Below are 24,390 nucleotides of genomic sequence, written 5' to 3'. Positions count from 1 at the left end.
ATAAAGGTAAGCAAAGTGTCGATTTTTTACCGCATTTTACACTCCACACTTAAAAATTGAACACGGCTTATTATTAGTACCTTTATGGTATAAACATCAACAATGGAGTATCAGGAATGAGTGAACAATATGCCGCCTTGCGTGGGAACGTTAATTTATTGGGGCAATTATTAGGCCAAACAATCAAAGACGCCCAAGGACAAGCGATTTTAGATAAAGTAGAAGAAATTCGAGCTTTAGCTAAGTCATCCCGCACAGGAAACGAGCAAGACCGCCATACCTTAATTAATGTTCTGCATGCTTTAACCGATGAAGAGTTACTGCCAGTGGCACGTGCTTTTAATCACTTTTTGAATCTAGCCAATGTTGCAGAGCAGTTTCATACTATTTCTCGTTTTAATGACGTGGGTTTTTGTCAGCTAAGCCCGTTAACACAAACTTTAAAAGCATTAGCTAGCCACGCACAGCAGGGTAAAATAAATCCCAATGAAATCGCAGAAAGTTTAGCTAAACTGCATATCAATTTAGTTTTAACTGCACACCCAACTGAAGTAACTCGCCGTACAATTATTAACAAACACGTTGAATTAAGTGATTGTTTAGCAGCTCTTGAGCGTACCGATAACCTGCCTTATGAGCGTGAAAATATATTAAACCGTATCGCACAGTTGATCAGCCAAGCATGGCATACAGACGACATCCGTCGTTCACGTCCAACCCCAATTGATGAAGCAAAATGGGGTTTTGCAGTTATCGAAAATAGCCTATGGCATGCCGTTCCGCGTTTTTTACGAGACTTTAATAAAGAAGTAAAAGAGCACCTTGATTTAGAGTTACCAAACGATTACAGCCCCGTTGAATTTACCTCATGGATGGGGGGCGATCGCGATGGCAATCCATTTGTAACAGCATTAGTGACGCAGCAAGTGCTGGATCATGGGCGCTGGATGGCACTGGATTTATACAGTCGCGATATCGACACTTTAAGCACTGAGCTTTCTATGTCACAAGCCAGTGATGAGCTAGTCGAGCTCGCTGGACAAGATTTTGAACCGTATCGTGCGGTATTAAAAGTACTCAAAGCGCAAGTAAGTGAAACCGTTGCTCATCTTGGCGCTAAAATTATGAATAAGCGCACCGATGCACAAGACATCGTCACTGACATTGAGCAGTTAAAGCAGCCGCTTGAGGCATGCTACCGTTCGTTGCTTAAGAGTAACATTGCGGTGGTAGCCAATGGCTTATTATTAGATGTGTTACGTCGTATTAATAGCTTTGGTATTCGTTTAGCTAAACTAGATGTGCGCCAAGACTCATCACGCCACAGTCAGGTATTTTCAGAGCTCACTCGTTATTTAGGTTTAGGTGATTACGACCAATGGCAAGAAGAAGATAAGCAGGCATTTTTATTAGCCGAGCTTAACTCTCGTCGCCCGCTTATTCCTAAACATTGGCAACCAAGCGCTGATGTAAAAGAAGTCCTCGACACCTTTGATGTAATCGCCAAGCAAGATGCGTCGACGTTTGGTTTATATATTATTTCAATGGCACGCACAGCCTCTGATGTATTAGCAGTACAACTGCTATTAAAAGAAAGTGGTTGTAGTTTTAAACTGCCTGTTGCGCCATTATTTGAAACCTTAGATGACTTAAATGCAGGCAGCGATGTTATTACTCAATTGCTAGATAATAACTGGTATCGAGGCCAAGCTGAGGGCATACAGAATGTTATGATAGGTTACTCAGATTCAGCCAAAGATGCTGGGATGATGGCTGCCGGGTGGGCGCAATACGAGGCAATGGATAAGCTTGTACAATTGGCAGAGCAACGCGGTATTGAGCTGATATTATTCCATGGCCGTGGTGGTACTGTTGGCCGTGGTGGCGCACCTGCTGCGCAAGCCTTGCGTTCACAGCCACCAGGTTCACTCAAAGGTGGCCTGCGTGTTACCGAACAAGGGGAGATGATCCGCTTTAAGTTTGGCCTACCGAATGTGGCGCTGGAAAGTCTAAACATCTATGCAGGTGCTGTGCTTGAAAGTAATTTGTTACCACCACCAGAGCCAAAAGATGAATGGCGTGATGTAATGGCGTTGATCAGTGAAAAGTCATGTGAGCATTACCGTAATGTAGTGCGTTTTGATGAAGACTTTGTGCCGTACTTTAGAATGGCAACACCAGAGCAGGAACTATCAAAATTACCGCTTGGTTCGCGTCCAGCAAAGCGTAATCCCAATGGTGGTGTTGAAAGCCTGCGAGCTATTCCGTGGATTTTTGCTTGGAGTCAAAATCGCTTAATGCTACCAGCATGGCTTGGGGCACTAACTGGTTTACAAGCTGCACTTGAAAAACACGGCATAGACACCCTTAATGAGATGAGTCAACGCTGGCCGTTTTTCAGAGCCCGTCTAGAAATGCTTGAAATGGTATTCAGTAAAGCGGACTGTTGGTTAAGTGCGCATTACGACGACGCTTTAGTTGAAGAGCAATATAAACCACTAGGTGAAAAACTGCGTAAAGAGCTCAAGCAGGCTATTTCACTGGTACAATCGTTAAGTCCACAGCAAAGTTTGCTTGCCGATCAACCTTGGATAAAAGAGTCTATTGGTTTGCGCAACCCGTATACGGATCCATTGAATGTGCTTCAAGTTGAGTTGTTAAAACGTTCGCGCGAAGCGGCAGAAGGCAGCTCTGGTGACATTGATAACGCGTTAATGATTACTATGACTGGGATTGCCGCAGGTATGCGTAATACCGGTTGATTATCCAATAATTAAGTGTGGACTTCTTTGCTGTGTTTAGCAGCGAGAGGTCCATTAATTAGTTAATTGAGCACTAACAGTGCGCTGTGCTGGTAAGGTTCGGGGCATATATTACCAAGTAAGTTATATTTATCCGCATTAAACATCTTATTTAATCTTAGTTCAGCTTAGATGTATTGAATACAGTTACTTCCTATCGTTAAGCTGTTTCAGGTTATAACTTAGTTACAACAAGGTATTTTTTGGTATCATTTTAGCAAAAAAAACCATCCTTTATTCTGTATTAACGCTCTGGTCAGACCTGATTTGCTACTAGATATTGACTGTCTGTTTTTTTTATCTAGAATGTCGGCTGTTTTGCCATAATGGTAAGTGTATTAATAATTGAGTAGTAATATGTCAAATGTGTCTACTTGCATCACGTATGATGCATCTACGTCATTAATAATGATGACGCTAAGAGGGACGGCAAGTGCACAGGATGTGATGAACTTTTATCAAATCGCGCAGCAGTACGTATCTATTTACGGCAGTAATAAGTTACTCGTTGATGTGTCTGAATTAACGCATAAATTTCCGGCAAGTGAACTGCTGACTATTATGCCAGCAGTATCTCAGTGGTTAGCTAGTTGCTTTATTGCTCGCGTCGTTAGTTTTGATGGTTTTATGCACGATTTGTTTTTGCAAAAAGCACAGCGCTTTGATATAAAAGCAGAAAATTTTGATTGTTTTAACAGCGCGAAAAATTGGTTAGTAAATCAACCTAGCATTTAAGCGTTGAACCTTCTAAACTAGTTAGCCATTAAATCATAAAACTAGTCTATGTCTTCATTAACGCCTTCAGTAAGTACTCAAACTAGCTGCGTTTTTAGCTTCAGTGAAAAACAACAGCAGCAGTTATATCTTCACGTAAAACAGCACAAGGGTATTTTAAATACCGTTGATATTACAGCTTTGTGCGCGCAATATAAGCAACCTGTCGAGGTTATACTGCGTGCCTGTTTACCTATTGCTGCAAAATTTGCAGTTGTGCCTATTTCACATTTTTTTGTTGGGGCAATTGTAGTTGGCTACGATAAACATGGTGAGCAACATTTTTATTTTGGGGCGAATGTTGAATTTGCACAACAAGCATTAAGCTTAGTGGTTCATGCTGAACAATCGGCAATTAACAACGCTTGGCTCAATGGCGCGAAAAAAATAGCTAAAATTGCTATCAGTGATGCGCCATGTGGTTATTGTCGTCAATTTATGAATGAGTTGGCTGATGCGCAGAGCTTTGATATTTTATTACCGCAGCAGCAATTCAAGCTGGCTGATTTGCTCCCTCACTCATTTGGCCCGCAAGATTTAGGTAATTCTTATAGTTTGTTTAACCCTGCTCCACAACAGCATGAATTTGTTGTAACTGATGAACTGGATAAAACGTTGCTAAGTTATGCGTTGGCTGCATATGTACCTTACTCTGAAAATTACAGCGCAGTGAAAATTAGTACTTTCGAAAATGGCAATTTTTATGGTTGTTATGCGGAAAATGCCGCGTATAGCCCGAGCTTATCACCACTGCAAAGTGCGGTGAGTCAATTGCATTTAGCCGGTTTGGCAATGACTAAAGATGTTGTCAAAGGGATTGAGTTACTACAAACGCAGGGCAAGGGAAATCAGTTGAGTGTCAGTCAAGCAGTACTGGCAAGTTACACCGAATTGCCAGTACTACAAAGTATAAGTTTAAATATTAAGCCAACAGCAATTTAGCGGCTTCTAGTACCACGGCGACTGATTTTTTCTCAATCTCGCCGTGATCTACATTGGGGATTTCTTGGCGAGTACGATTAACCAACACACCAGCTACACAGGCTGCTTTTAGCCCCAGTGCTGCACACATTGTAAATAAGGTTGCTGATTCCATTTCATAGTTCATCACGCCCAGCTTTTGCCATTCTTCACAGCTACCTTGAAATGCTTTTGGTACATAACCCGAGTAAGTGTCGTAACGTTCTTGACCTGGGTAAAAAGTATCGCTTGATGCAGTAATACCAATATGAAAATCAATGCCTAAATTACCGCACGCATTTACCATCGCTTGTGTGGCGAAAAAGTCAGACACCGCAGGGTAGTTCAATGGCGCAAAATGTTGGCTCGCACCATCTAAACGCACAGATGCTTGGCTGATTAAAATATCACCTTCATTAATATGAGGTTGAATAGCGCCAGTTGTGCCAATTCGTAAGAATGTTTCAACTCCCAATTGCGCCAGCTCTTCTACTGCAATGGAGGTTGAAGGACCACCAATACCGGTTGAGCAAATAACCACAGAGTTACCGTTAAGTTGACCTAAGTAAGCATGAAATTCTCGGGTTTGGACGAGGCAAGTTGGGTTTTCGAGAAAAGTTGAAATACGTGCTGCACGATCTGGATCGCCCGGTACAATTGCAAGTTTTGCACCGTGTAGATCGTCGCGGGTGAGTCCTAAGTGAAATACCTTTTCCATAGCGGGGCCTTATTTATAACTTTTGTTCTAACGTCAGTTAATAACGCTAATTTATAAAGAGTTGTTGTCAATTTAGCATAATTACTACAATGCATTGCCTTGTACAGGACGGATGTCCGTTATCAAATTTATTCATTCTCTTTGAATATTCAAGCAACTGACTTTAATTTGTGTCATCGCCGGTAGTTGACTTGTATTCATAGACACTATATCAATCCTACTAGGCACTCTATTTTAGTTTATACGTTGTTGGACGAATAAGTATAACCAATTGTTATTATAGAGATTTATATAGTTATTTAAAATGTAGCTAAAGCGGCGAGAGTAATAAAATTGCGAGTGAAAATCGGCGCGTGAATCTTTTATTAATTTTATTTTCAACAACGCTCTTTTGCATAACTACGCAAAAGCACACAGTAAGGAATTGCAATGAGTACACAATGGCACACATTTAAAAGTAAAGTTGAGCACTGTTTATGTCCGCCGGGCGATGGCGTTTTTACGGTTAATACTGCAAAAGAACGTAAAGCGGCGCTGCGTATGAAACTGTATGGACAAGAAGATAATGTCGATACGCTATGGCGTGCATCACTCGATACACTTAGTCAAAGTGAGCATAAAGCGGTGACTTTAGGCATTAGCTCTGACTGTGGTGGTGGCATTTTACGCGGCGCCAACTGGGGGCCGTTGTTTTTACGTTCAGCATTGATTGATCAGCAGCCTCAGGCAAAGTCGTTTGATTTAGGTGATGTAAGGGTTATTCCACATTTATTGCATGATAAATATTTAAACGACGCGACTATCAGTAATTGCCAACAGGCATTATATGATAATCCAAGCAGTGAGTATTATGTCAGCCCGTTGTCTATCACTGAAGATGTATGCGATAGCTTTTATGCAACGTTTACTGATAAAGGCATTTTTGGTATTGGTGGTGATCATTCAATTAGTTACCCGTTAACTAAAGCGTATTTGAAGGCAAAGCGTGCGCAAGGTAAACGCACTGCGATTATTCACTTTGATGCGCATACCGATTTACTCGTTGAGCGTTTAGGTATCGATTTATGTTTTGGCTCGTGGTGCACGCATATTTTAGAGTTTTTACCTGCACCACATCATCTGATCCAATTTGGTATTCGTTCAAGCGGTAAGCCAAAAGAACACTGGGAATCTACCTTTGGCGTTAAACAACATTGGGCCCATGAGATCATCGAACGAGGCGCGCCGGCAATTGCCGCAGAAGTAATTGCTCAGCTTAAAGCTGATAATGTTGATGAACTCTACGTCAGCTTTGATATTGACGCCCTCGATGAAGAGTTTGCATCAGCAACAGGCACACCCGAAGGGAACGGTTTAACGCCGCAGCATGCTTTGGATATCTTAGTTGCTTTGGCTGATGAATTTCCGATCACTGGCGCTGATATGATGGAAATTGCCCCATTTACTGACAGTTCACTGATTGGTCAATCGAGTTCAGATACAACGCTTAGAGAAGGTGCAAAAATTTCAGCATTTTTAATTAATGCCATGAACCGCGCATAGTCAATAACAGTTAATATAAGCAGCATGCTGCTTTTTTAATTCACAAATCAGCTATTTGCCGTTATATTTAATTTACATCAAGAGAGGCTTAAAATAATAATCGGTGGGGTAAGAGTGGCTAAGTGGTGTTATTTTTTATTAATAATCTTAAGTAGTCAAACTGTAGCTAAATTAAACATAGTTACAGAAAACTTTCCGCCTGCTCAATATATTGATGAAAATGAACAGCTTGTTGGCTATATCGCTGATAAAGTTCAAATGGTGTTAGCTTCTTCAACACTCGATTATACAATTTCAGTGCATAGTTGGAGTACTGCATTTAATATGGTACTGCGCGATCCGCAAACGTGCATTTTTTCTATGGCGCGCTCAACTTCTCGTGAAAAGCAATTTATTTGGATTGCAGAATTAGCACAGTTGAACACTTATCTTTATGCTTTGAATTCGAAAAGCATCGTTATCGATTCCCTAGAGCAAGCAAAGCAATACCGAATTGCGGTATTAAAAGATAATTACAGCCATCACTTTTTATTATCACAGGGCTTTGAAGAAGGTGTAAATCTAATGCTGATGAATAGTTTTGATAATATTTTTAAAATAGTTCAAAGCCGTCAAAGCACTATCGATATCGTCGTATTACCTGAACAACGCGTTAAATTTGAACAGTCTAAAAGGCAGGTTACTGACAAGTTAACACCAATTTTAAGACTCAAGATCACGCAACCAGCACTGTATTTTGCTTGTAACAAAGCGCTAGATAAGCCAACTCAAACCAAACTCAGCAACGCATTCAACGCGTATCAGTAAGCTTTTATTGTTGGTAATGCACTGATATTTAATTACTTTTAATATTAGTTAAATTTAAATTGCCCAACCTTTAAAAGGGGTTATAATCCAGCTGCTTTTGCTTATAAAAGCGCTTATTTTTGGAGTTATAAATGGGTGACTTAATCGGGATTGGTTTATTAATCTTGATCAGTGCGTTATTTGCTATGTCGGAAATCGCCATCGCAGCATCACGTAAAATTAAATTAAGAGTCATGGCTGACGAAGGCAATGCTAAAGCGGCTGCAGTATTAAAGCTGCAAGAGCAACCGGGTGCTTTTTTTGCCATGATCCAAATTGCTCTCAATGCAATTGCTATTTTAGGCGGTATAGTGGGCGAACAAGCGCTTTCACCTTATGTTGAAAGTGTACTTGTGTTGTTTTATCAAGGACCGTTACTGGCGCAAATTAGCTTTTTACTGTCGTTTTTGACAATTACTTCATTGTTTATTTTATTTGCGGATTTATTACCAAAACGCTTAGCTATGATCTTACCAGAGGCTGTTGCGGTTCGCGTAGTCACGATTATGCGTTGGGTAACGTATGCATTAACACCGTTGGTATTGTTTTTTAATGGTGTAACTAATATTGTTTTACGCTTATTCAATGTGCCGGCAGAGCGTGAAGACATTGTAACTACCGAAGACATAGTCGCAATGATGGATGCAGGCGCAGAATATGGTAGCTTACAACAACAAGAATATGATTTGATTGGTAATGTATTTGATTTAGAAGCGCGCTTTTTATCGAGTGTTATGTCACCTAGAGATCAAATAGTCTACTTTGATATTAACGAAGCCAGCGATAGTATTTCGGGCAAAATCATTGATCATCCACATAATCATTTTTTGGTATGCAATGGCAATTTAGATAAATTAATTGGCTCAGTTGAATCAAAAGATATTCTTCGCCAAGTGCTCAAAGGCGATGCAGCGAATATTAACGACGAAATGCTCGAAAAAGAGATTTTTTATCTACCAGAAACACTGAGTTTGTCAGAGGCATTAAATGCCTTTAAAGGCGCAGCAAAACCCTTCGCTGTGGTGGTAAATGAATACGCACTTGTCGTGGGAATTGTGACAGTTAAAGATCTGATGAAAGGCTTTATGGGAGATTTGATCACCCATAATGGTGATGAATTAATTATCGCACGTGATGCAAATTCATGGTTAGTTGATGGTTTAACCCCAGCCGTTGAGCTGGCAAAAGTGCTCGGTGTGGATGAATTTCCAGATCAAATGCATTATGAAACTGTTGCCGGATTTTTAATTTATACCATGAAGCGAATTCCTAAACGAGCAGAATATATTCAATACGCAGGTTTTAAATTTGAAGTTGTGGATGTTGAAGGGATCCGAGTTGAACAGTTATTGGTGTCTAAAATACTACCGCTAGAACCAGCCTTATAATAAAATGTGAGGCGCTATGCGCCTCATTATTTATTCAAAAGCGCCTTTTATTACTGCAAAGCCGTGCTCAACCATATGAATGCCATTACTCCATACATGTTGTGGCGCTAAAGTGTTGCTATCAAGTAAAACTAAGTCGGCGTCTGAGCCTCTGCTAATAGTGCCTTTTTTAATCCCCAGTACATTAGCGGGATTAGTGGTTATGGCCATTAATGCGTGCTCTATACTCACCTCATATTGATGTACAGCTTGTTGAAAAGCACCTAACAGAGATGCTTCTTTACCAATTTCAAGCCCGAGTAAATTAAATTGCTCGTCAAATATTGGCAGGCTCGCATGGCCATCTGAACTCATAGTCAATTGTGTTGGCTTAACATTGTGTGTTAAACAGTAAGCTAACGCTTGCGCGGCAGCATATTCGCCATGGGCAAGATCATACTCAGTTGTGCTGGTGGTAAAATCAATTGTACCGCCGGCTTCACAAAATAAAATCCCAGCGTCAAGCAGCGCTTTATTTCTATTCATGTGTGTTGGATAAAACTGACTCAATGAAATATCAGTATTTTTATCAACCTCATGCAGAATCGCTAAGTGACTATTAACGGGGCCGACATGAATGCTCACGGTGCCTTTTTTTGCGCTCAGCATGCCGGCGACTTTTGCTTCTGCTGCCAGCTCTGCGAGTTGTTGAACGGTGGGTTGGCTGCTACGGTGATCTGAAATCGCCACTTCGCCTACGCCAATAAACTCGTCAATATACATTAGGTCATTTGTAATACTACCCGTCAGTGTTTTAGCGGGTAAGTGATAAGAGCCAGTATGGCAAAATACATTAAGACCAAGCTCTTTTAAGCCTTTCGCTTTAGCAACTAAGTTGGTTAGTGTGCGACTGCTTGAGTCAGTGCCCAGCGCTGCAATAACGGTTGTAATACCTGCTAAGGTGGCATCAGTTAAGTTCATTTCTGGCGTTCGACTAGTAAAACCTGCTTCGCCGCCACCGCCTGTAATATGGACCAGAGAGTCAACAAAGCCTGGTACTAGAATGTTTCCTCGGCCATCGATAATCTTTACTTCGGTATTACTTTCTAGTTTGATCTCGGTTCGAAAATCAATCACTTTAGAACCAGCGATGAGTACATCCATCTGCCCTTGAGGGCTTGGAGTATAAAGGTTTGCACCTCGAATTAATGTCAACATAGTGAAGTCTTTTTATTGATAATTGATAAAATAAGCAAGAAATATGAAGCCGCTTGCTAAAGTAAATAATGCTAAAGTGAAACGCCAAATAAAGGCTGCCCATTCGCTCCAATCAAGCTTTACAATACCTAAGCAACCGATCAAGCTGGCTGAGGTTGGAATGAATATATTCGTTAAGCCATCGCCAAACTGAAAAGCTAATACCACAATTTGTCGTGAGACATTGAGTAAATCGCCTAATGGAGACATCAGTGGCATAGTGATAGCGGCTTGGCCGGACCCTGAAGAAACAAAAAAGTTAAACACACTTTGAAATAATAACATTCCCCATGCCGCAACAAAGTCTGGTACCGCAGCGATACTACTAGCACTATGATAAAGTAATGTATTTAAGGTTGACGGTGCATTTAAATCACTGCCGCCAAGTAATAATACCACCCCTTTGGCAAGAGCGACTAACATAGCTGCGGGCAACAATTCTTGTGCACCATGTTTAAATGCATCTGCACTTTGGTTGGCTGTTTGTTTATTAAAAATACTGGCTATAAAAGCACTGAGCACACCAATACAAAAAAACTGTGCTGCGAGCTCTGGAATATAGTATTGGCGCGCCATCACACCCCACACAACCCAAGTAATACCCGCTATAAAAGTAATCAAGATAAGTTTATCGGCGGTATCTAATTTTATATCAGTATGGGAGTCGCTTTGCGCGGTGTTAATGGTTCTGATCGAGTTGGCATAACGTATAGTAAAAAATAAACCAAATAGTGTAAACACAACCCATGCGATCATTCTAAAGCCAGCACCAGAAAAAACTGGTATTTCAGCAATAGATTGTGCAATTGCAATACTAAAAGGATTCATCCAAGACGTTGCAAAGCCAATTTGTGTGGCAACATACGTAGTTAAAACCGTTACTCTGGCATCATAGCCGAGCTGTTTCATGATCGGTAGTAAGACAATACAAAAAGCAATGGCTTCTTCGCCCATACCAAATACTGCGCCACCTAACGAAAATAACACAAATAATAATGGTAGAAACAGCCATTCAACTCGCTGAGTTTTATTGATAAGCGCCATAATACCGTTATTAATTGCGCCTGTTTTCATAATGATACCGAACGCGCCGCCGGTAATTAATATAAATGCCATGACACCGATGGTTGCGCCGTACTTGTCACCCGATACTAAACCTTCAAACAACACATTTGCCAGGCCAATTTCACCGCCTTCAGCAAACAGCGGCGTTTGCTCGCTTACAGCCACTGTTTGGTATTGAGAAAGTTCAACACTGTGGCTATCTTTTTGGGCGTTAAACATCCCAGGAGTAATAAACAAGGTTGCCAAGTAGGCAATTAATGCAACTGATAACAAGATGATACTTGCATCAGGCATAGTAAATTGTTTGTTTTTCATAATTTCACTTTTCGCAAAGAAATAGGTTGCTTAGACTAAGCCGCACACCTGCTTATTTTAACACGAAGTTTATTTGAATAAGTGACCTTACTCTACAAAGCAAAGCCACTTAGTACAATTTGGATGGTGTTACGCACAGCGACTAGTGCTGCGCGTATAATTTTTAGAAACGATAGCTGACACTAAATGTATAACGCGCGCCATAAGCATTATGGTTTATAGAATCAAAACCACGACTTGAGCCGTATAGCTGTGGCGGCTCTTTGTCAAAAATATTATCAATGCGCGCTCTTAAGGTAAGGGCTTTATTTACGTAGTAACCTGCAGATAAATCCCATACGAGCCAATCGTCAACTTGATGATTACCTTGTGAGTCAAGTTTACCTAAACTTTCCAGTTCATCAATTTCACGGCCTCGAAGTCCTTCAATGTCATCATCATAGCTGCTGGTGTAATTTGCGCCAAGGTTCAGGTAGTAGCTTTGAGCTTCCCAATCGATTGACATGCGACCGATGTTTTCAGGGTAGCGATACGTGCCAACTAACTTTTCAATTGCATCAGACCCTGGTTTACTGCGCTCAAATTCAAGATAGTGCGTGCCATCAAATGCAAAAGTTAAATCGCCACCTGAAAGCCTAAAACGGTGATCAAACTTAATATCAATCCCTGCTAATGTTTGTGTGCCGGTATTTTCAAGTGGGATAACATGGTCACGAAATAATGGTAAAAATAGCTCATCATCACGTGGGTTAAACTCGGTAATATAGTTATCTAAAATTTCATTTAGATTGGCACCATCTTGCTCGATACTTAAACCACTATTGTCATAGACACCACATAACCTATTATCGTAAGAAATACCTTGTTGACCTTCTGGGACAATACCGCAATGGCGCAGTGATGCATCAGTAATGGCACGATCTAGCACCGCAGTCATATTAGTATCAATCACTTCTTCGTGATCAAACTGCCAGTAATCAACGGTTAGGTTAGTATCAGCGCTTGGGCTCCAAGCAAAACCAACACTAATAGCTTCTGATTCTTCTGCTTTAAGATTTTTATTTCCAAGCTCGAGTGAGTTAACACTTACCTCTGTTCCTTGGCCCATACAATAAAGATCAGATACTGCTTGGTTAGCACCGCAATCGAAGGTTGATTGAGTGGTTCTTAATTTAACACCAGCTTGCGTAAGAGAAGGGGCACGGAATGACGTAGACCATGAGCCACGTAACACTAACGAGTCGTTAGGACGATAGCTTAAGCCTATTTTTGGATTAAAGGTGCCGCCAAAATCGTCATAATGATCGTAACGTCCTGCCGCCTGTAGCTCAACTTGATCGGTCAATGATACACTTATTTCTGCGAACGCCGCGTATTGAGTGCGATCAGCCTCTGATAAGCTCGAGCCAAAACCAAATACATCCACTAAGTAGCGGTTTTCAGGGCGTGCTTGCGAGTCAAGTGATGGAATGTCAGTTAATTCTTCACGGCGAGCTTCAACTCCAAATGATGCATAAGCGGGTAAATCATTAAAGGTGAATAGCTCACCGTTAAAGTTTGCATCCCAGCCGTATACGGTGCTTTCGCCACTGCGTGTTGGACGTGCCTGTGCCGTTGCTAAAACCGCATCGTTGGCGGCATCGCCTTGCACAAATGGATTATAAAATGGCAGTAAATCGCCTGATACACAGTTAAGGTTCGCGCCGTCGTAGTTTGCTAATGTACCGTCTGAGCATAGTTCACCAGTAATGGCGGCATGAAATTGATAGCGATTGTAAATACCATCAATGGCTTCTTGCTCAGAGCTTGAGCGAGAAAAGGTTACGCCTGACTCCCAGCTCCAGTCACCAACATCACCTGCAAGGCTACTCACTAAGCGGAAGTTTTTAGTTTCTACTTCGACAGTACGTGGGGCATTAAAACGCGCATCAAAGCCAAAGCCGTAAACTTCGCGGCCAGCTTGCGTATCAAATTCAAATGGGTCAATAAACACTTGATCCATCAAATCATTACTGCCATCTGCATTATCATAAATGAACAGCGCATCTTCTAAAATGAAAGGACCATCTTCATCATTTATTTGATTAATCGGTGAGGGTGACGAGTACGCTTTTGCCTTTGTTTGGCTATAGAAAAAGTCAGTATGCCAATCAACACCGCCTAAGCTGCTATTGAACATAAAGCCAGTCGATAGACTCTCAAATGGCGTATCCAGATAATCGTCTTGATTTGGGTAATAGGCACAAATGTCTTCACCAAATTCAGTTGTAACTAATTCAGTCTGGCAATTTGGCGCTGGCAATTCATTCCCATCACGCGAGCTGTAATAATAAATATTTGGTGCGTTTTCAAGTTTTGGTAAGTACGAATAACTATTCACCAGTGGTGATGATGCAGTGAAATCTCGATCGGTTGCTTTAAATGCGTTACGGTCAAAAATATCGGCAAAAACCGTTAAGTTACTCTCACCAATTTTTGTACCGTATACTAGGTTAAGTTGTTTTTTACCTTCATCATGACTGTTAAAGCTGTTTGCGTAGGATGCGTTTACTTCAGCGCCTTCAAAGTCATCTTTTAAAATATAGTTAATTACACCTGCTACGGCATCTGCACCGTAAACCGCTGATGCACCGGTTGCAAGAATATCAATGCGCTCGATAGCTGCAAGTGGAATTGAGTTCACATCGACAAAGTTTTCCGTGCCAGCGGCAAATGAACTGGGCGCAACACGACGACCATTAATCAGTGTTAATGTGGCTGATGGGCCCATGCCACGTAGGCTTGCTGCAGATTGTCCCGCAGGTGTTGAGGTGGATGTGCCACCGCTTTCTGAAGTGGAAAAAGTGCCGCTACCACCTTTGAACACGGATAAATCCTTTAGTAATTCGTGAATCGTGTTGGCGCCAGAGCGTTTGATGGCATCTTGGTCTAATACCGTTAGTGGAATCGTTCCTTCAAGATCGACGCCTTTTAAACGTGATCCGGTGACTTCTACTCGTTCAATGTTTTCAGCTTTAGTGTTTTCTTGCGCATACAAAAAAGTTGGGCAAAGCACTGCGCTTATTGCCGTTGCAATTGTTAATTGACGAAACATATTGGTTTACCTTTGTCTTTATTTTAAGCACAGGTGTACTGTACAGTGCTTATTTTTTGATTATTTAGACAGGGCCGTGATCGATAGACACAGTTAGCCCCTCACAGAGAATGTGAGGCAGTGGCTACTCGTCAAACCACTCCGAAAGGTAGTGAGGAGAGTAGAAATATGTACACAGCGATGTTGCGTTTTTAAACATAATTCCAATCCAAAAGGTTTTTGACAAAGCTAGTATTTGGGTGCTAGCTTACTCGCGATTTAAAAGTTCCTTATTTTTATAGCAAGCATAAAGTTTTACTGCAAGCTATTTTTTATCATTTTTTACATGAGTATAACATTATGGAAAACTTTCGGGAACATCTTGCAAAGAGCCCTAAATGCGGTTTTTTTGCTGCTTTTACACTGGTAATGACCGCTTTTTCGGCGAATATATCTGCAAATCAAACTGAGCAAACCTTGCTGTTAATTGGTGGCGCATTAACGACTTGTTCAAGTTTAAGTCCTAAAAATTGCATTGAAAAAACATCATTAATAGGAAAAAAAGCGAATCAATTTCAATTGACGGGCAAAGCACTAAAAGAAATAAAAAGCCAATGGCCTGATGATAGTACTAATAACCGCAATGAAACCTTGCGGGTTTTATCAAAAATTGCCAAGCAACAGCCTAATCTTATCGATAAAGGGTCTTTGCTATGGGCTTGGCGGGATTTAGATAGCCGCTCGCTCAATAATTTAACTGATCGAGAATATAACTTTGTCACTGATATGCTGGAAGTGGCGGTTGTTGATGCTAAAGGGCAGCGCATAAAAGAAACGGTGCAAAGTAAACAAAATAATGAGCCGGCTGCTAATGATATAGTTAATTTTATTTCTGCAACAGCTAAAGTAAATAGTAAACAGCCGAGCTTATTAGCTATCACAGCATCGAGTCGCGACCCTTATGAATCGGCTGACTTTTACGAAGGCTTACTGGATTTTGATCGTATTAAAAGTTCATGGCTGGCATTAACTCCGGCATTAGCGCAAGCAATCACAACTGGGCAATGTGAAAAGCTAGCGCAATTTCGCCAGCAAAACATGCAGGTGTTTAATCGCCACAAAATCTATCCTGACCGTATTCAAGCTGAGCAACAACTATGCGACGCGGGTGTTGATAATTTAGTTGCAAAAATCGAATCTGCAACAGGTATTATGCTCAACGGTGGCGATCAAAGTTTAACTCGAAAAGTGTTATTTGATGGTACGGGCAAGCCTTATCCATGGACCAATGCTATACGTTCACGTCCGCTATTGGTAGGTACAAGTGCAGGCACAGCCATTCAAAGTGGTGGCAGTAACCAGTTTGGTAGTGTTGCGATGATCACTAATGGCACTAGTTTAGCTGCATTGCGCGATGGTGCGCACGCAGTTTCTGCACCGAGTGAACGTTGTGAAGATGATTGTAATCAAGGGCTAAGCGCAGATACATTAACCTATCAAACTAATGGTGGGCTGGGCAGCTTTAGTGCAGGTATAGTTGACACCCATTTTAGTGAGCGAAATCGCACTGTGCGTTTAGCGACATTGCTTGCAAAAACAGGGCAACAGTATGGCTTTGGTGTTGATGAAACGACAGCCTTGGTGATCATAAAATCACAACTGAGTACGATTGTGACAGTGTTAGGTAAGCATGGGGTAGTGCATTTAAATAAGGGCAAAGATAAATACAGTTTTGATTATTCATTTTGGCCAGCTGGTGCAATTATAGATGTAACACCCCAAGGGTACCAATTAAGCCAACGTACTATAGACAGTGCTTTGCCTGCAATCAAAATACCACCTTTGCCAATGCAGCGTTTCAATAACATACTCACCGATGCTAAATTGCGCTCGCTTACTCAGGCAATGTGTTTAACTAATGAGCAGTCAGCGGTAGGTCAGCAAGATGAGTTTATAGTGACTTTAAATGCCAGCAAAAATACCCAGTATCAGAGAATAAGTCCAAGCAGTTATGGCTGTGCAATTGAACGACTTAGCGTTAATATTACGACGATTCAATGATGCTTTGATGTAGAGCTACTGTTACTCACAGTAGCTCTTCTTTAAATGACAAAGTAATGTGTTAAATTGTCAACAACACCAATTTGGATATATTAGCTACCCATTTCCCCTCAAATCTCACAACCGATGATTGAACATCTGCTTGCTGTGTCGCTTTTCGTTCCAGACGTACAAAATGACTATTTTTAATATTTACTGCAGCTGCATTGTTATGCTCATTAAAGATAAAATTAACTCTTTTTGTACCTGCAATTAGCAATCGAGTTGTTCTGTTTTTTAGCTCACCGTCAAGTCTTTTTACATCACTTTACATGCTCTTAGATCTTTTAAAAATAATTCTCAATTAACATTGGAAAATGTAATAATTTAATTTAGAATGATCGTTCATTCTAAATTAAGGGTAGTTAACATGCAGCGTTCTCGCGTCGTTCTTTTTACTGTCACCGCTTTGGCAAGTGCAGTTGCTTTATCCGGTTGCGATCAAACTCAGCAGGCGAATGCGCCTGCTGCGCAGCCAGCTCCTGTTGGCGTAATTACATTAAAAAGCCAACCATTAACACTTACTAAGGAGCTTCCAGGGCGAGTAACTGCGTCTCAAGTGGCGCAAATTCGTCCTCAGGTAAGCGGTATCATTCAATCACGTTTATTCACTCAAGGTGCTGAAGTCAAAAAAGGTCAGGCTTTATATCAAATCGACCCAGCTACATTCGATGCGCAAGTAGCAAGTAGTAAAGCTGCTATTAGTAAGGCACAAGCAAGCATTGCTAATGCAAAAGCTAAATCAGATCGTTATGCTGAGTTACTAGCAATAAAAGCAGTCAGTCAACAAGATTTTGATGAAGCAGACGCAAGTTATAAAGGCGCGCAGGCTGATTTATTAACAGCTCAAGCGCAGCTTAAAACCGCACAGATCAATCTTAACTATAGTAAGGTTTCATCACCTATTAGTGGTCAAATTGGCAAATCGAACGTGACCGTAGGTGCTTTGGTAAGTGCTAATCAAGCAACCGTATTAGCAACCGTCACTCAGCTTGACCCAATTTATATTGACCTTACCCAATCAAGTAGTGAGTTGACTCGTTTGAAAAAAGCGATTGCTAATGGTGAGCTTGATAAAGATCTTACTGCGCAATCAAAGGTTGAACTCACTATGGAGGATGGCTCTGTGTATCCGCACACTGGCACTTTGCAGTTTTCTGAAGTAACTGTAGATCCAGGTACTGGCTCAGTAACGTTACGCGCCAAATTTCCAAACCCTGAAAAGCTACTATTACCAGGTATGTACGTCAGAGCTGTGGTTGTTGAAGGTGTTAAGTCTAATGCTATTTTAGTGCCGCAACGCGGTGTTAGTCGTAATAGCAAAGGTGAGCCTACAGCTATGGTGGTGAGTAAAGATAATACTGTTGAAGCGCGAGTATTAAAAACTGACCGTACAGTAGGTGCTAACTGGTTAGTGACAAGTGGCTTGAACGACGGCGATCAACTAATTGTTGAAGGTTTACAAAAAATAGCACCGGGCGCACCTGTTAATGCAGTGCCTGCCGAGTCAGCTACTAAAACTCAATAACGGAGTATTTTAATGTCGAGATTTTTTATCGATAGGCCAATTTTTGCATGGGTTCTGGCCATTGTTGTTATGTTGGCTGGAATACTTGCAATAAGGAGCTTGCCTGTAGCGCAGTATCCTTCAATTGCGCCGCCAGCCATTACTATTAGCGCAAGTTATCCTGGTGCGTCAGCACGCACACTTGAAGATTCAGTAACCCAAGTTATTGAACAAAAAATGAAAGGTTTAGATGGCTTGTTGTATATGTCATCAACTTCTGAATCCAGTGGTACAGCAACACTGACACTGACGTTTGATGCAGAAACTGACCCTGATATTGCACAAGTACAAGTACAAAATAAGCTAGCAACAGCTACGCCGTTGTTACCTGAAGAAGTACAACGCCAAGGTGTTGTTGTTGCTAAGTCATCATCTAGCTTTTTACTGGTAGTGGGTTTTGTGTCGCAAGATGGAAGTATGACCAATATTGACATCGGTGATTATGTGTCATCAAACGTGCAAGATATTGTAGCGCGTGTTGATGGGGTGGGCGAAGTACAATTGTTTGGCTCTCAATATGCAATGCGTATTTGGCTCGATCCGGCTAAGTTACAAAGCTATAAACTAACACCAGCGGATATATCTGCGGCGATAAAAGCGCAAAATGCACAGGTATCTGCAGGTCAACTTGGTGGAATGCCGGCGATAGCAGGTCAACAGCTTAATGCGACCGTTACCGCGCAAAGTCGATTACAAACACCTAAGCAGTTTGAAGATATTTTAGTTAAAACTAACAGTGATGGCTCTGTAGTTCGCTTAGTCGATGTCGCAAAAGTAGAGCTTGGTGGTGAAAACTACGGCGTGGTTGCGCGCTTCAACGGCAAACCAGCATCTGGTTTAGGCGTGAAGCTAGCCAGTGGAGCGAACGCCTTGGATACAGCGCAAGGTGTAAAAGATGCACTTGAAGAACTTAAACCATTTTTTCCACAGGGCTTAGAGGCGGTTGTTCCTTATGACACCACTCCTTTTGTTGCATTATCAATCGAAAAAGTAGTGCACACCCTAATAGAAGCGGTTGTTTTGGTATTTGTTGTAATGTACTTATTTTTACAAAACTTCAGAGCAACTATTATCCCAACCATTGCGGTACCTGTCGTATTGTTAGGTACGTTTGGTATTCTATTTACTTTCGGGTATTCAATTAATACCCTCACGATGTTTGCGATGGTATTGGCCATTGGTTTACTCGTAGATGATGCGATTGTTGTTGTAGAAAACGTTGAACGTTTAATGACCGAAGAAAAACTTTCTGCGGTTGAAGCAACGCGAAAATCGATGGATGAAATTAAAGGGGCGCTGGTAGGTATTGCTATGGTGCTGTCGGCTGTATTTATTCCGATGGCATTCTTTAGTGGCTCTACTGGGGTTATTTATCGTCAGTTCTCTATTACCTTAGTGTCGGCGATGGGGCTGTCGGTACTGGTTGCGCTTATTTTAACTCCCGCACTGTGTGCTACGTTATTAAAGCCTAGTCATGTACATACTGATGGTAGCATTATTGGTCGTTTTTTCTCAGGCTTTAATCGTGGTTTTGATAAAACCAATAAAGGTGCGCAAGGTTTTGTTGGTCGTATGATTAAACATTCCAAGCGTTACTTACTAAGCTATGCATTAATTGTAGCTGGCATGGTGGCTATTTTTTCAAGCTTACCAACGGCATTTTTACCTGATGAAGACCAAGGTATTTTGTTTAACCAAGTAATGCTTCCTGCAGGCTCTACTACAGAGCAAACGCTTGAAGTGGTTAAAAAAGTTGAAAACCACTATTTAGAAGATCAATCTGAAGCTGTTAGTTCAATTTTTACGGTAACGGGTTTTAGTTTTGCAGGCTCTGGGCAAAACTCAGCAATTGGTTTTGTTAGCTTAAAGCACTGGGATGAGCGCCAACGTGACGACCTATCAGTGGGAGCCGTTGCAGGAAAAGGCATGGGGTATTTTTCAACGATTAAAGAGGCATTTGTATTTGCTTTTCCACCTCCAGCGATTGTTGAACTCGGTACCGCAAATGGTTTTAATATGTTTTTACAAGACCGTGTTGGTTTAGGCCATGATGAGCTATTAAAAGCGCGTAATCAGTTATTAGGTATGGCGAGTCAAAGTCCAATACTTGCAGGCGTTCGCCCTAATGGGCAAGAAGATATGCCTGAGTTACAGCTGGATATTGACCTTGCAAAAGCAGAAGCGCTGGGTGTGTCGCAAGGTAATATTAATAGTACACTTTCGACGGCGTGGGGTAGTAGTTATGTGAATGACTTTATCGACCGTGGTCGCGTTAAAAAAGTATACCTGCAAGGTCAAGCCGATGCGCGAATGGTGCCTGAGGACTTAAATAAATGGTATGTGCGTAATACAAACGGCGATATGGTGCCATTTTCAGCATTTGCTAGTTCTTACTGGTCTTATGGTTCGCCTCGTTTGGAGCGGTATAACGGCTTTTCAGCAATGGAAATTCAAGGCAGTGCAGCACCAGGCTACAGTACAGGCCAAGCCATGGATGAAATGGAGCGTTTAGTTAAGCAGTTACCACAAGGTATTGCTTCTGAATGGACCGGTATTTCATATCAAGAGCGATCAAGTGGCGGTCAAGCGCCGTTGTTATATGGATTATCACTGTTATTTGTATTTTTATGTTTAGCTGCGCTTTATGAAAGTTGGTCAGTACCATTTGCAGTAATGATGATTGTGCCACTGGGTATTTTTGGTGCGATTATGGCCGCCTTTATGGGTAATTTATCAAACGATATTTACTTACAAGTGGGTTTATTAACCACCATAGGATTAGCGTCAAAAAATGCCATTTTAATCGTTGAGTTTGCGATTCATAAAATGGATGAAGGCTTGAGTGTAGTAGACTCGGCCATTGCGGCTGTGCGACTTCGCTTACGTCCTATTTTAATGACTTCAATGGCATTTGTGTGTGGTGTGCTTCCGTTAGCTATCGCCTCAAGTGCAGGCTCAGGTGCACAAAATGCATTAGGTATTTCAATTATAGGTGGAACACTTGCCGCCTCGTCACTGGTTGTTATTTTTGTACCTTTATTTTTTGTTTTAGTTCGCAGAGCATTCTCAGGCAAAACTAAAACAACGTCACAGGAGCAATCATAATGACATTCAAAACGTTAAGCTTAGCTAGTCTAAGCGTATTTGTGCTCAGTGCTTGCCAAATGGCACCTCCGCGTGAAGATATCGTGTTGCCGGTGCCTGATAGCTACGCAATACAGAGTGAGCAAGGTAATACAGCTGATTTAAGATGGCAGCAGTTTTTTGCGAATGAAAAACTGCAACACTTGATTGAGCAAACATTAGTTCATAATAAAGACCTTAAACTTGCCGCACTTAATGTGCAGCAAGTTCGTGCGCTTTATCAAATCGAAGACTCTGCCTTATATCCGTCAATCGATTTTGCTGCGTCGGGCACGCGTCAGCGCTTACCGAGAGACTTAACGTCAACCGGTAATGCACAAATTAGCGAGAGCTACAAAGCTACCGTGGGAATGACCGCGTATGAGCTCGATATATGGGGCAAAATTCGTAATCAATCTGATCAAGCTCTGCAAACTTTGTACGCGTCAGAGCAAACTCAAACGAGTGTAAAAATTAGCTTAATTTCTGAGTTGGTAAGTGCGTGGCTAAATTACGCTGCTGATAAAGAGCAGTTAGCGCTTGCTACGCAAACCCTAAAAAGTCAGCAGGCATCACTGGCGTTAACCGAAAAAAGCTATGCACTTGGCGCGGCATCAAAGTTAACGTTGGCACAAATTGAGAGCACTGTAGCCACCGCAAAAGTTGATATTGCTAACTATCAGCGCTTGTTAAAGCGTGATAAAAATGCCCTTGATTTATTAGTAGGTCAGCCGGTTTCAGCGCAGTTGTTACCTGTTGAGAGTTTAGATGAAGTACTAAATTTCCCGACCGTGCCTGTAGGCTTACCATCCGAGTTACTTGAACAACGTCCTGATATTAAAGCAGCAGAGTTTCAGTTATTAGCTGCTAACGCTAATATCGGTGTTGCAAAGGCGGCATTTTTTCCAAGTATTAGCTTAACGGCTAATGCCGGGAGTGCGTCGAGTGATCTAGATAATTTGTTTTCAAGTGGCACTGGCACTTGGAGCTTTATGCCATCGATCACGATACCGATATTTAATATGGGTCGTAATCAAGCAAACTTAGATGTTGCGCAAACTCAGCAACAGATTGCGCTAACAACCTATGAACAAACGATTCAACAGGCATTTAAAGAAGTCTCTGATGCGCTTGCCGATAGGGAAGGCTATATGCAGCAGCTAAGTGCGCTTGAAGATCTGTATAACAGTAATCAAGTGTCGTTTACACTCTCTGAAGCTCGCTTTGAAAAAGGCGCCGATAGCTATTTACAAGTGCTGGATGCACAGCGTAATTGGTACAGTGCAGGGCAACAACTCATTAGCGGTAAAAAAGCCTATATTACGAGCCAAATTAGTTTGTATAAAGCGGTTGGAGGCGGTTGGCAACGGTCGGCTCAACAGAGTGAATAGCCGCTAGGCTGCACCACTGTATAGTTTATCACTAGTTTATTAAGTTCTTTGTGGCAACTGACAAAGTTGATGTCAAAGGGCATATAAGCTAGTGATAATTATTAGGTTAAAGAAAAGCAGCGCTTTTCGGAGTTACTATGAAAGAAAAATCTAAAAGACAAACCGACCCTGCACTTGTGCAAGCACGCCGTGAGCAAGTGCTTAGTGCTGCGGCCGATTGTTTTAGACGAAAAGGCTATCATGGCGCAGGAATGGCCGAGATCTCAAAGACCGCAGGGATGAGCGCAGGACATATTTACAATTACTTTGCCAGTAAAGAAGCGATCATTGAATCGATTATAGAACAGGATATGGAAAAACTGTTCTCTATTTTTCAGGAGTATGAAGATCAACCTGGTGACTTAGTAACGATTCTACTCGATGGTTTAGACCACGCAGTGGATCATCATACTGATGTAAACCAAGGTGCACTGGATTTAGAGATGTTCGCTGAAGCTGCGCGCAACGATAAAGTGGCAGAGCAGTTGCGAAAGTCTGATTGTTACGCCAGAGAGAAAATGCGAAATCTTTTATTGAGTGAACGCAGTTTGATAAAAGACCTTAGTGCAACTGAACTTGAAAGCCGTATCGAAGTGATGTTTGCAATGATAAATGGGATCACCATACGTAAAACGCTTAATCCACATGTTGATAAAGCCACGCTATTATTAGCGCTTCGCCCGGCAATGCGGGTGTTGCTTGTACCGTTCTAATTAGAGCCGAGCCCTTAACCGCAAAGAGGTGTCGTTTAATCTTCTTTGCTGAGTTAATTTTTGGCTTAAAGCGCAATACTTTAAATTATAAGTTAAGTATATTTTAGTTTATTCAGTAAATGATTCTTCACGGCTGGCCACTCTGATGCAATAATTGAATAAACAACAGTATCGCGAATCGATCCATCACTTGTTATTTGATGGCTGCGTAAAATACTATCTTGTTTAGCGCCTAGCCTTGCAATTGCCTTTCGCGACTGTTGATTAAAAAAGTGTGTTCTAAACTCAACTGCAATGGCATTGTGAGTATCAAATAAATACTTCAACATCAAAAGTTTACATTCAGTATTTACAGGACTTCTTCGTACAGCCTTGGCATACCATGTGTAGCCTAGTAATGCGCGCTTATGCTGTGCGTCTACGTTATAGAATCGAGTTGTGCCAACTATTTTATGGCTACTATTACACCTTACGGCGAAGGCGCTATTGCCGTTTTTGGCTTCAATAATTGCCCGTTCAACATAACTGTGCATTTGTTCTGGCGAAGGAACATTGGCATACCATAATTTCCAAGACTCTCCATCAAGCACCGCATGTTTTAATTCATCAATATGATGTAAGCTTAACACCTCAAGCGTTATAAAGTGCCCAACCAATGGCATTGGTTTTAACCACTGCATATATTTCCCTTACTCCTAGGGCCATTGTTTAATATCTCAACGTTTTGTACATAGAGATG

The 24,390-nt window shown here is 41.5% G+C and carries 16 protein-coding genes; 11 read left to right on the top strand and 5 right to left on the bottom strand.

Going from position 1 to position 24,390, the window contains the following annotated elements; all coding sequences use genetic code 11:
• Positions 1 to 116: 116 nt before the first annotated feature.
• The 3 genes from ppc to cdd all read left to right on the top strand — a co-directional run bounded on the left by ppc (position 117) and on the right by cdd (position 4,517).
• Entirely contained in the window at positions 117 to 2,762 is a 2,646-nt protein-coding gene (gene ppc, locus H5180_RS00740; protein ID WP_182717606.1) for a phosphoenolpyruvate carboxylase, read from the top strand.
• A gap of 396 nt (positions 2,763 to 3,158) precedes the next feature.
• On the top strand, positions 3,159 to 3,536 hold the full coding sequence (locus H5180_RS00735; protein WP_145234423.1) for a hypothetical protein: 378 nt from the start codon (positions 3,159 to 3,161) through the stop codon (positions 3,534 to 3,536).
• 48 nt (positions 3,537 to 3,584) lie between these two features.
• Positions 3,585 to 4,517 carry a cytidine deaminase gene (gene cdd, locus H5180_RS00730; protein ID WP_182757458.1) on the top strand — a complete coding sequence of 311 codons (933 nt, stop codon included), beginning with the start codon at positions 3,585 to 3,587 and terminating at the stop codon, positions 4,515 to 4,517.
• On the opposite strand, the gene udp is transcribed toward cdd, so the two are convergent.
• Positions 4,498 to 5,253, bottom strand: coding sequence for a uridine phosphorylase (gene udp, locus H5180_RS00725; protein WP_149979966.1), 756 nt, complete (start codon positions 5,251 to 5,253; stop codon positions 4,498 to 4,500). The genes cdd and udp overlap by 20 nt on opposite strands.
• A gap of 429 nt (positions 5,254 to 5,682) precedes the next feature.
• Between udp and H5180_RS00720 the strand changes: the two genes are divergently transcribed.
• From H5180_RS00720 to H5180_RS00710, 3 genes are all read left to right on the top strand, one after another.
• On the top strand, positions 5,683 to 6,795 hold the full coding sequence (locus H5180_RS00720) for an arginase family protein (protein ID WP_145234417.1): 1,113 nt from the start codon (positions 5,683 to 5,685) through the stop codon (positions 6,793 to 6,795).
• Between the two features lie 114 nt (positions 6,796 to 6,909).
• On the top strand, positions 6,910 to 7,602 hold the full coding sequence (locus H5180_RS00715) for an ABC transporter substrate-binding protein (protein ID WP_145234415.1): 693 nt from the start codon (positions 6,910 to 6,912) through the stop codon (positions 7,600 to 7,602).
• 131 nt (positions 7,603 to 7,733) lie between these two features.
• Positions 7,734 to 9,029 (top strand): hemolysin family protein, encoded by a 1,296-nt coding sequence (locus H5180_RS00710; protein ID WP_182757457.1) that lies wholly within the window; start codon positions 7,734 to 7,736, stop codon positions 9,027 to 9,029.
• Between the two features lie 30 nt (positions 9,030 to 9,059).
• Here H5180_RS00710 and iadA read toward each other — a convergent pair whose 3' ends face one another.
• The 3 genes from iadA to H5180_RS00695 all read right to left on the bottom strand — a co-directional run bounded on the left by iadA (position 9,060) and on the right by H5180_RS00695 (position 14,739).
• Positions 9,060 to 10,226, bottom strand: coding sequence for a beta-aspartyl-peptidase (gene iadA / locus H5180_RS00705; protein WP_182757456.1), 1,167 nt, complete (start codon positions 10,224 to 10,226; stop codon positions 9,060 to 9,062).
• A 12-nt stretch (positions 10,227 to 10,238) separates the two neighbouring features.
• Positions 10,239 to 11,645, bottom strand: coding sequence for a putative basic amino acid antiporter YfcC (yfcC, locus tag H5180_RS00700; RefSeq protein WP_182757455.1), 1,407 nt, complete (start codon positions 11,643 to 11,645; stop codon positions 10,239 to 10,241).
• Positions 11,646 to 11,808: 163 nt separating this feature from the next.
• Positions 11,809 to 14,739 (bottom strand): TonB-dependent receptor domain-containing protein, encoded by a 2,931-nt coding sequence (locus H5180_RS00695; protein WP_182730780.1) that lies wholly within the window; start codon positions 14,737 to 14,739, stop codon positions 11,809 to 11,811.
• A gap of 339 nt (positions 14,740 to 15,078) precedes the next feature.
• Here H5180_RS00695 and H5180_RS00690 point away from each other — a divergent pair, with 339 nt between their 5' ends.
• The 5 genes from H5180_RS00690 (at position 15,079) to H5180_RS00670 (ending at position 23,651) form a co-directional block, all read left to right on the top strand.
• Positions 15,079 to 16,779, top strand: a complete 1,701-nt coding sequence (locus H5180_RS00690; RefSeq protein WP_182730779.1) for a cyanophycinase — start codon at positions 15,079 to 15,081, stop codon at positions 16,777 to 16,779.
• 409 nt (positions 16,780 to 17,188) lie between these two features.
• Positions 17,189 to 18,346, top strand: a complete 1,158-nt coding sequence (locus tag H5180_RS00685; RefSeq protein ID WP_182730778.1) for an efflux RND transporter periplasmic adaptor subunit — start codon at positions 17,189 to 17,191, stop codon at positions 18,344 to 18,346.
• A gap of 12 nt (positions 18,347 to 18,358) precedes the next feature.
• Positions 18,359 to 21,490, top strand: coding sequence for an efflux RND transporter permease subunit (locus tag H5180_RS00680; protein ID WP_182757454.1), 3,132 nt, complete (start codon positions 18,359 to 18,361; stop codon positions 21,488 to 21,490).
• Positions 21,490 to 22,899, top strand: a complete 1,410-nt coding sequence (locus H5180_RS00675; protein WP_182757453.1) for an efflux transporter outer membrane subunit — start codon at positions 21,490 to 21,492, stop codon at positions 22,897 to 22,899. Before H5180_RS00680 ends, H5180_RS00675 begins: the two co-directional genes overlap by 1 nt.
• A 137-nt stretch (positions 22,900 to 23,036) precedes the next feature.
• A complete protein-coding gene (locus H5180_RS00670; protein ID WP_182739503.1) occupies positions 23,037 to 23,651 on the top strand; it encodes a TetR/AcrR family transcriptional regulator in 615 nt (204 codons plus the stop codon).
• A 92-nt stretch (positions 23,652 to 23,743) separates the two neighbouring features.
• Here H5180_RS00670 and H5180_RS00665 read toward each other — a convergent pair whose 3' ends face one another.
• Positions 23,744 to 24,331 (bottom strand): GNAT family N-acetyltransferase, encoded by a 588-nt coding sequence (locus H5180_RS00665; RefSeq protein ID WP_182757452.1) that lies wholly within the window; start codon positions 24,329 to 24,331, stop codon positions 23,744 to 23,746.
• Between the last annotated feature and the right edge of the window lie 59 nt (positions 24,332 to 24,390).

This window comes from Pseudoalteromonas sp. SR41-4, from assembly GCF_014163985.1.
Classification (GTDB): domain Bacteria; phylum Pseudomonadota; class Gammaproteobacteria; order Enterobacterales; family Alteromonadaceae; genus Pseudoalteromonas; species Pseudoalteromonas rhizosphaerae.
The sequence above is the reverse complement of the archived record's forward strand: the minus strand, read 5'-3'. Positions and strand labels throughout refer to the sequence as shown.